The organism is Salinisphaera dokdonensis CL-ES53, from assembly GCF_040361215.1.
Lineage (GTDB): Bacteria > Pseudomonadota > Gammaproteobacteria > Nevskiales > Salinisphaeraceae > Salinisphaera > Salinisphaera dokdonensis.
In genome coordinates, this window is record NZ_APND01000010.1 from 1 (window position 1) to 6,323 (window position 6,323).

General features: G+C 59.5%; 9 protein-coding genes. All 9 read left to right on the forward strand.

What is annotated here, in order from left to right; translation table 11 throughout:
• Positions 1 to 330: 330 nt before the first annotated feature.
• The 9 genes from SADO_RS17085 to SADO_RS17125 all read left to right on the forward strand — a co-directional run bounded on the left by SADO_RS17085 (position 331) and on the right by SADO_RS17125 (position 6,204).
• Positions 331 to 588, forward strand: coding sequence for a hypothetical protein (locus tag SADO_RS17085; protein WP_293623894.1), 258 nt, complete (start codon positions 331 to 333; stop codon positions 586 to 588).
• A 726-nt stretch (positions 589 to 1,314) separates the two neighbouring features.
• A complete protein-coding gene (locus SADO_RS17090; RefSeq protein WP_293623893.1) occupies positions 1,315 to 1,755 on the forward strand; it encodes a DUF411 domain-containing protein in 441 nt (146 codons plus the stop codon).
• Between the two features lie 34 nt (positions 1,756 to 1,789).
• Complete coding sequence (locus tag SADO_RS17095; RefSeq protein WP_293623892.1) at positions 1,790 to 2,116, forward strand: hypothetical protein; 327 nt, start codon at positions 1,790 to 1,792, stop codon at positions 2,114 to 2,116.
• A gap of 4 nt (positions 2,117 to 2,120) precedes the next feature.
• Positions 2,121 to 2,411 carry a hypothetical protein gene (locus SADO_RS17100; protein WP_293623891.1) on the forward strand — a complete coding sequence of 97 codons (291 nt, stop codon included), beginning with the start codon at positions 2,121 to 2,123 and terminating at the stop codon, positions 2,409 to 2,411.
• A 69-nt stretch (positions 2,412 to 2,480) separates the two neighbouring features.
• Positions 2,481 to 3,116: a peroxiredoxin gene (locus tag SADO_RS17105; protein ID WP_293623890.1), complete on the forward strand. Its 636-nt coding sequence runs from the start codon at positions 2,481 to 2,483 to the stop codon at positions 3,114 to 3,116.
• 223 nt (positions 3,117 to 3,339) lie between these two features.
• On the forward strand, positions 3,340 to 3,552 hold the full coding sequence (locus tag SADO_RS17110; protein WP_353113636.1) for a hypothetical protein: 213 nt from the start codon (positions 3,340 to 3,342) through the stop codon (positions 3,550 to 3,552).
• 75 nt (positions 3,553 to 3,627) lie between these two features.
• A complete protein-coding gene (locus tag SADO_RS17115; RefSeq protein WP_353113638.1) occupies positions 3,628 to 4,407 on the forward strand; it encodes a TVP38/TMEM64 family protein in 780 nt (259 codons plus the stop codon).
• Positions 4,404 to 5,591, forward strand: a complete 1,188-nt coding sequence (locus SADO_RS17120; RefSeq protein WP_353113640.1) for a protein-disulfide reductase DsbD family protein — start codon at positions 4,404 to 4,406, stop codon at positions 5,589 to 5,591. Before SADO_RS17115 ends, SADO_RS17120 begins: the two co-directional genes overlap by 4 nt.
• Positions 5,578 to 6,204: a protein-disulfide reductase DsbD domain-containing protein gene (locus SADO_RS17125; RefSeq protein ID WP_353113642.1), complete on the forward strand. Its 627-nt coding sequence runs from the start codon at positions 5,578 to 5,580 to the stop codon at positions 6,202 to 6,204. The genes SADO_RS17120 and SADO_RS17125 overlap by 14 nt, the downstream gene beginning before the upstream one ends.
• Positions 6,205 to 6,323 lie beyond the last annotated feature (119 nt).

The following is a 6,323-nucleotide window of genomic DNA, read 5'->3' on the forward strand; positions in this document are numbered from 1 at the left end:
AATAGCCTGCGAGAAGTTTAGCCGGTGGGAGCGTTTTCACACAGCCTGGACCCAAAGCGGACTTTCCAAACTTCTTGCCTGAACCTTCGCCGCCGTTCTCAACCCACGCTGCTCAACGGCGCACTAAGACATCGTCGTTGCTACTTTCGCAGTGATCCGGACCAGGATTTGCGACGATCAGATGGCTTTCGTTTCCGTCGTTCAGTGAACGATTGCTCTTGGCATACGATTGAATGCAGGCCTGCGTGGGCTCGGGGCGAGTGTCGGCCCCAGCGGCACACGGATCCGTGCAGGTATTCCAGGCACCGATCTGTTAGAGCGAGGGTGTCAATGGCAAACCGGATCTACACCGCGGCACGCCACGGCCCCGCTGATATACCCGGGGACACGGTGCGAATCGAAATCGGCCTAGATAACGAATGCGGCAAGCTGGTTTTCTTCGACGAATACGATCAGAGCGGAGCGAACGTCAGGCGCGCCGAGAAGGCAAACACGATATTGAGATCTCTCTACGTCGTGGTGCCGACGAAATCAACGGCGAACTGGCTGCGCTTGAATCAATACACCACCAAACCCCAACGATCATAAAGCGCACCGTCTGAGACCCCGAGCCATTCGCTCCCGCGGCTGCGGAACCACCGACACCTCTCGCTTCGACGTTTTGACTGTACACACATCGAAAACGACTAAATAAAAGGCCCTCTACGAATTAAGGTCGGGCCGTTCCGAAATAGATGCCGCGTTATTCCCCGATCGTCTAAAAAATAACGGCCCCGTACCACACTCCGGGTATTGTTTACGGCATATTTGTGGCCTATATTGAAAACATGAAGTCTAAAGTGCTCCACGCGCTGATCTTGGTGCTGGTATTCACCAGCGTGCTGGCCAGTCCAGCGGTCATGGCGTGGACCATGCCGGCCGAGAACGCGTCAAGCGATTGCTCGTTATGTCAGGCCGACACCACGAAGCCGCAGCACTCAACCGCGGCGACTTCGACTTGCGCAGTGGCCATCTGCGGCATAATGGCTGATGTTGCGCATAACACTGCCGGGGTTACGCCCCTGCCACCTGCGGTGCCCACGTTTCACATCGAAACGCATTTGGGCCGCCAACTCGAAGGGCCCGACCCTTTTCCCCCGCGAGCTATCCACGCTTGATCTGACTGACGCCTGAGCGCGTCACAAACTCCGGCTGAGCTTACACAGACCGCGCCTCTGCGGTCAGTGCTGGTCTGTCATGCGACATCAACCATTACGTCGCATGTGCACGCCTAACGGCTTTCCGGAACTCCCTAGATCACGTGGAGTTCTTCCGATGACCCAACTACGTAATGCGACCGTGGCGCGCCTAACGCTCATGCTCGTTCTGTTTATCTCGACCGGCGCGGCCATCGCGGCACCGGTACAGGCTCGCCTTTACCACAACCCGGGCTGCATGTGCTGTGAGCAGTACGCCGACTACCTCAACGCCAAGGGGTATGAGGTGGACGTGCTCGACACGGACGATATGGCGGCTCTCAACGAAAAGCACGGCGTCGAACCGGCGTTGTCGTCTTGTCACACCACTCTCATCGGCGACTACGTCGTCGTCGGGCATGTACCTGAGCCGGTCGTTGCCAAGCTGCTGCGCGAGGAACCCGATATCCGAGGTATCGCTCTACCCGGCATGCCGAGCGGCTCGCCGGGCATGCCCGGCAAAAAGAGCGAACCGTTCGTCATCAAAACGCTGAATGGCGACGTTTACACGACGTATTGAGCCTTTATTCAGGCAATTACCGAGGTAACAAACGATGAAAAGCTGTGATTCCGGAAAATCGACGTCACCCGACTCCGTGCCTCCAGCCCGGCGCTGGCTCGAACCCCGCAGCTTATTAGTCGGCGGCGTTGCCGCCGCGGCGGTCGGGCTTGTATTCAACTGGGACTGGGTCGTGACCATCGGAGCCGTCCCGCTGCTGTTCACCCTGCCCTGCATGATCATGATGGGCTGGATGATGTGGAGTATGCGGCCGACCGCTACCGATGGTGCAACGTCCCGGCAGGAACCAGATACTCAAACCCGTTATTCAAATCAGATCGCGTCATCGAGCGCACCTTCCGACCAACCCAAAGAGGACTAGAAACATGCGTACAACAGTAAAAACGATCATCGCCGCTGCCCTGATCGCGGGCGTGCCCGCCGTATTCGCCGCAACGCAAGGCGAGGACGCGAAGCCGGCATCCGAGGGCAACATGGGCCACATGATGCAAGGCCAGGAGGGCAAGGGCCACGGCATGGGCATGATGGGCGATGGCAACATGCCCATGATGAAAATGATGGGTCAGATGAACGACATGATGGAAACCTGCAACAAGATGATGCAGAGCAAGATGGAGAATATGGACGGCACTGACGGTTCAACCGACCAGGGCTAGATACGAGCGCGCCGGCGGCCACCGGAATTGAGGCCGTCGGCCTTTTCTTCATCGAACAGGAGTATAGAAATGAGCCTACGTCTAGGCGATACCGCACCGAATTTCACGGCCGACACCACCGAAGGCCGCATCGATTTCCACGAATGGCTCGGCGACGGCTGGGGCATGTTGATGTCGCATCCGGCCGATTTCACACCGGTCTGCACTACGGAGTTGGGCGCGGTCGGCGGACTCAAGGAGAAGTTCGCCCAACGCGCCGTAAAAGCCATCGTGGTCTCGGTGGATTCGGTCGATGATCACAAACGCTGGTCGGCCGATATCGAGGAAACCCAAGGCCAGTCCGTGAATTTCCCGATCATCGGCGATTCCGACCGCACGGTCGCGGAACTCTACGACATGATCCACCCAAACGCCGGCGACACATCGACGGTGCGCAGCGTGTTCATCATCGATTCCAACAAGAAGATCCGGATGACGCTCACCTATCCGAAGAGTGCCGGGCGCAATTTCGACGAGATCCTGCGGGTGATCGATTCACTGCAGCTGACGGACAACTACAAGGTCACCACCCCGGCCAACTGGCAGGACGGCGACGACGTGATCGTGTCGCCGGCGTTGTCCAATGAAGAAGCCGAGAAGCTGTTCCCGGCCGGCTGGAACGAGCTCAAGCCCTATCTTCGCATGACCAAGCAGCCGAACAAATAACGGCTGAGAGTGTGCTGCCCCGGGCACAGACATGTTGCTGTGTCCGGGTTCTTAGACAAAACATGCCCCGCGCCATCCGTGTTTGGCATAGCCCCAACGATATATAACGCCGGCCATTTATTCGCAGGGTTGTGCTCCGATATGCAAACCGAAGCTCCGAACAAAAACGTGGCCGAGGGATACGCCCGGATTGCGGGTCGCTATGACCGGAGGCGGCCAGCTCATGCTCACGGACTGGTGTGGCGATTATCTGATGTGCCGGCTGTTCGAGCGCTATCAACGGCTGCGCGCGCATGCGCACGCACGGACCTATCGAACGCATGAGTGCGCTCGAATGCTCAAAGAAAGCGGCTACGCCGCCGTGCAGATCGAAACCTACAAAATCAACTGGCTCTGGGGGCTCATGACCGCCCGTGGTACCCATGTTCAAGCTTAATTTCCTACCGAAACGAAAAGATCAGCGAGAAGTCCGATGGCGATGAACGCAGATTTGCTGTTCGTCTGCCTGGCGTTGGCCGCACTCGGCCTCGTGTTGTTAGCTATGGTCTTCCGCACATTGCTACGCACCGCGCGCAGCGGGTGGCTGATAGCGGCTGTGGTGCTAACCGCGGCATTGCTTTGGATCGATATCGTTATCCTCTGGTGCTTGGTCGAATACACCCTGTTTGCTGTCGATTTTAGTAGCGATGGTTTGCACGCGCTCCTTGAGAGCGCTGGTCCCTGGGCGCCTGCGGCTTCCATCGGCCTGATGACGGCTCACTCTTTCGTGCCGTTTCCGGCCGAGGTCATCGCAATCGCCAATGGCGTCGTCTTCGGCTCCGGGCTGGGTGTACTGCTCACCTGGGCGGGTGCAATGATCGGCGCAATACTGAGTTACGAAATCGCAAGGGCCCTGGGCCCGGCCGCACGGTCACGCTTGGTTCCGCTGCGTTATCAGGCGCGGTTGGATGCATTCGTGAGTGATAGCAGTATTACGACACTGCTGACCGCGCGCCTGATACCGATCATGTCCTTCAATCTGGTCAATTACGCCGCGGGACTCGCCGGCGTGCCGCGATGGACGTTCGTCTGGACCACCGGCGTGGGTATTTTGCCGCTGACCGTACTGAGCGTACTGCTCGGTAGTCAGGCGCTGCACCTGCCGGTCTATATCTGGATTCTGGCGGGGGGCGCCGCGCTGATCCTGTTCGGCGCGGCGCACGTCATCCGATCGCGGGGCGCGCATGAGCGAAACCGCGAGCACGACCATTCCAGGGCGCGGGATCGCCGCCGCCAAAACGCCAGGCGATGACGATCTGGACGAATCTCCTGCTGGCGCTGTTCGCCGGCGTGCTGCTCAATCTCACGCCGTGTGTGCTACCCGCGTTGCCCATCAAGTTGCGCACGATCGCGCGTGTGGTGGGCAGCGGTACGCGACAGCGCTTTTTGGCAGCGATCGCGCTGCTGGCCGGCACGCTCACGTTCTTCGGCGCGCTCGCTTTGGCGACCGCCATGCTGAACTGGACCTGGGGCACCCTGTTCCAGGCGTTCTGGTTTCGCGCGGTACTGGCTTTTCTGTTCGCCGGCCTCGGCGTTTATAGTCTCGCGGGGCGCGGCGTGCAACCGCCCCAATGGGTTTATCGCGTCCAGGGCAACGGCTATGCCGAACCCTACTTGGCCGGTTTTCTGGCCGCGGTTTTGTCTGCGCCCTGCACCGGACCTTTCCTGGGCGGCGTCATGGCGTTTGCCCTCACGCAGGCGCCAAGCACGATCTTTGCGCTGTTCATGGCGGTGGGCGTCGGGTTGGCCCTACCCTACCTCGTTCTGCTGGCCCGACCCGGACTACTGACACGCATACCACGCAGCGGCGCATGGCTGTCACGCGTGCAGCAGGTCATGGGCCTGATTCTCCTGGCCGGCGCGACGTTTTTTGCAACGACCGTGCTCGCGGAACGCGTCGGCACCCTGCTGTGGACCGCCTGGCTCGGGACCCTGGCTTTCTGGTTAATCCGCGCATTGGTGGTCGGCCCCGGATTCGGCGCGCGTTTGGTACCGGCGCTCGTCTTGGTCGCTGGCGTGGCCGGCGCCGTCACGCTCGGCTTTGATCGTGGGGCCGGCACACAGCACGCGTTGCCTTGGCAGCCGCTAACGGAGCGCGCGCTTGCCGAGGCCCGCACTGCCGGCGCGCCGGTGCTTGTCGAGTTCACGGCGGATTGGTGTATTAACTGCAAAGTTCTGGAACAAACCGTTTACGCCGACGCCGCGATTGCGCAAGCCGTCGATGCAGCCCAGATGCGCGTTCTACGCGCCGATCTCACGCGGCCGGACGCTGCGCTTGACGCCTACCTACGATCCTTCGGTGGCGCCGGCCTGCCCTTCGCCGTGGTCTTGAAGCCGAACGGGGCGGTTCACCGGCGCCTGCCCGATTTATTTACGGTGGGCACTTTGAAAACAGCCATCGAAACCAGTGGAGAGCAGACGCGTGTCGACCCGTAAGAGTTTTGTCCTCTCTTGGCTATTGCCAGCGACCATCGCGATCACGGTCAGCGGCCTTTTTCTTTCCTGGCAATGGACCGCGCCTAGTACGAAGTCCGAAGTGCAATCGACGACTGGCCAGTCGACCGGTAATAACCGGGATGGCAAGCGGGCCGTTGTTGACCTCTATACCGCATCAGAGTCATCAACAGCCTCGAAGTCCGTCCCCCCACAAACACAGCGTTTTAGCGCGGCCCATGTGGATCTCGATGCATCGCGCGAAGGCGATACGATCCAAATAGCACTGGACATCGTATCGAAGTGGCATATCAACGCCAATCCCGCCTCCTTCGATTTTCTTATACCGACCGATATAAAGGTATTTGCGAACGGCGTGCTGTTATCGACCGAGCTTGCATACCCACCGGGCGATGAACTCGACGTCGGCCTTGAAGACCCGATCCGGGTGTATTCGGGCAAAGTTAAGTTGATAGCAGCTCTGGATAAAGTTGCCGACAACGACATACCCACCGTCCAGGCCGTGGTACAAGCCTGTAATGACTCGGGGCTTTGCCTTCCACCCTCGACGCTTTCTACGTCGATTCCGAGCACCGTGAACCCATCGCTACCTTAAGCTGCCTAAAAGCTTCAAAAGGGTCTGAGCCGTAGTGGGGATGCAGGCAGCCCGAGCTGGCTCAGTAATGCGGCCGATACGCTCAGTTGCCGTATTTTCTATGCGCCCAGATCAGTAAT

Bases quoted from the DNA above. Each gene is read 5' to 3' on its own strand.
- SADO_RS17090 (WP_293623893.1), top strand. From the start codon at position 1,315: ATGACCCAACTACGTAATGCGACCGTGGCGCGCCTAACGCTCATGCTC.
- SADO_RS17095 (WP_293623892.1), top strand. From the start codon at position 1,790: ATGAAAAGCTGTGATTCCGGAAAATCGACGTCACCCGACTCCGTGCCT.
- SADO_RS17085 (WP_293623894.1), top strand. From the start codon at position 331: ATGGCAAACCGGATCTACACCGCGGCACGCCACGGCCCCGCTGATATA.
- SADO_RS17105 (WP_293623890.1), top strand. From the start codon at position 2,481: ATGAGCCTACGTCTAGGCGATACCGCACCGAATTTCACGGCCGACACC.
- SADO_RS17100 (WP_293623891.1), top strand. From the start codon at position 2,121: ATGCGTACAACAGTAAAAACGATCATCGCCGCTGCCCTGATCGCGGGC.
- SADO_RS17120 (WP_353113640.1), top strand. From the start codon at position 4,404: ATGACGATCTGGACGAATCTCCTGCTGGCGCTGTTCGCCGGCGTGCTG.
- SADO_RS17110 (WP_353113636.1), top strand. From the start codon at position 3,340: ATGCTCACGGACTGGTGTGGCGATTATCTGATGTGCCGGCTGTTCGAG.